Consider the following 1,782-nt stretch of genomic DNA (forward strand, 5'->3'; position numbering starts at 1 on the left):
ATTTCAAAAATAGAATTCTTTTAATATCAAGATTATATGTGTCAGGAAGAAAAGAAAAGGAGACCAAGCAACCGTTAGTGGCTTAATCTCCTTGGATAGCATCAACCTTATTGGACATAGAGCCTTAAATCTTCAATCTCTCATCTTTTCATAGCTCTACTGATTTTTTATTTTTTCTATAATATTTATTCCATTATCTATGGCATCTTCAAACTTTATGTCTCTAGCGTAGAGATTTTTCTTCGAATACGCTTGCCACCTTTTTAAAAAAGCTTCATCTGTTTTTAACATTTCCATTAGACTGATGATTTTATCTGTATCAAATTCCGTTTTTCTATAGTTAAATGTTTGAATACAAGCCTCTTTTAATATATCAATCTCTATTTCCTTATCTTTTAATTTATAAATTATATAAAGATCATAATAATCCTTACTTCTGCTATTTAAAAATCCTCTTGAATAAATTGTTTGAATTTTTTCTGCTAATATTGTTTCTATGGGATAAGCTTTAATTAAAATATCTTTTTGTCCAAAAGCACTTATATATTTATAGTCTATGGGATAGGGTGTAATAACATCTCCTGTTGCAATATCAAGAGGTACGATTTGTCTTATATTCTCCATTCTACAAAGTATACTTACACGAAACCCTCCATACTGGTCATCTTCCTTAATTGTACTTATTCCATGTGTTTTATAGAATATATCATCTGAAGATTTTGTTTCCAGTGCTTCTTGTAATATTTTTAATATATTTTCTTCTGATAAGTGCATATTTCTCAAAAGAAAGTCTATATCTACTGTACTTCTTGAATCTATACCTACTACATTAGATAGAAGAAAACCTCCTTTAAAAACAAAGTTTTCATGATATTTACTCTGTGATAATTTTTTTAATATGCTTTCCAAAAAATAATATAGCATTACTGAATTAAATGGAAGTCCAGTTTCTTTGCTTATCTTGTGACAAATAGCGGTTAGTTTTGCTTTATTCATATACCACCTCCATAACTTCCTTTACTTTATCTTCTATTCCCATTTTTCTTGCTATTTCATAAAGAGAATGTATATCCTTATCCTTATATTTAGAATATGAACGAATGAGTTTTACATAAACTTCAACATCCATTTTTTCTTTGTTAGAAATAAAATCACAAAGTGTTCTTTCGTAGGAATAAACATTAACAGTATTTCCAAACATTGTCTTTTTCTGGATAATGCCTAAGTCATAAATAGATTTTTTTACATAATTAACATTAAGTGTATCTTGCTTTTCATTAAATTTATAGCCATTGTAAACTGTAACATCCATTATCCATGGAATTTTGTCCGTTACTCCAAGTATAAACAAAGCTGTCTCATAGGAAAATATTGCCTTTTTATACTGATATTGAAAAAAATAGTAGTCATCATAATCACCATCTTTAGTAATATATATTCCTTTTTGAACTCTAAACAATTTTCCTTCTTTTACTAGTCTACTTAAATATACTGTAGGTATATTATTTTCTCTGCAATAAGTAGATGTTATAATACCACCTGACTTTTTAAGATGTCTTTCAATTTGCTTTCTATGATTCATTATATTCATCTCCTTGTTGCATTTACACTTATATTATATACTTTTATTAGTGTATTTACAACAAAGCTTTGAATTCATATCCAATTTATTTCAATTACACAATCCATTATTTTACTTGGCTCTGCTTTCCTACTCTGCTTTTAAAGTTCTATAATAAATAGGGTGGATGGAAGAAAAACACTTCCTTCCACCCTATTTTT

At 27.7% G+C, this 1,782-nt stretch carries 2 protein-coding genes; both read right to left on the reverse strand.

Annotation, left to right across the window (positions count from 1 at the left end; translation table 11 throughout):
- Positions 1–156 precede the first annotated feature (156 nt).
- A complete protein-coding gene (locus ACQV2R_RS08575) occupies positions 157–996 on the reverse strand; it encodes a nucleotidyl transferase AbiEii/AbiGii toxin family protein (protein WP_428874600.1) in 840 nt (279 codons plus the stop codon).
- Positions 989–1,582, reverse strand: a complete 594-nt coding sequence (locus ACQV2R_RS08580; protein ID WP_428874601.1) for a type IV toxin-antitoxin system AbiEi family antitoxin domain-containing protein — start codon at positions 1,580–1,582, stop codon at positions 989–991. Before ACQV2R_RS08580 ends, ACQV2R_RS08575 begins: the two co-directional genes overlap by 8 nt.
- Positions 1,583–1,782: the final 200 nt, after the last annotated feature.

Source organism: Facklamia sp. P12937 (assembly GCF_050409505.1).
GTDB lineage: Bacteria > Bacillota > Bacilli > Lactobacillales > Aerococcaceae > Facklamia.

Excerpts from the sequence above, each read along its gene's own strand:
- ACQV2R_RS08580 (WP_428874601.1), bottom strand. The coding sequence starts at position 1,582 with ATGAATCATAGAAAGCAAATTGAAAGACATCTTAAAAAGTCAGGTGGT.
- ACQV2R_RS08575 (WP_428874600.1), bottom strand. The coding sequence starts at position 996 with ATGAATAAAGCAAAACTAACCGCTATTTGTCACAAGATAAGCAAAGAA.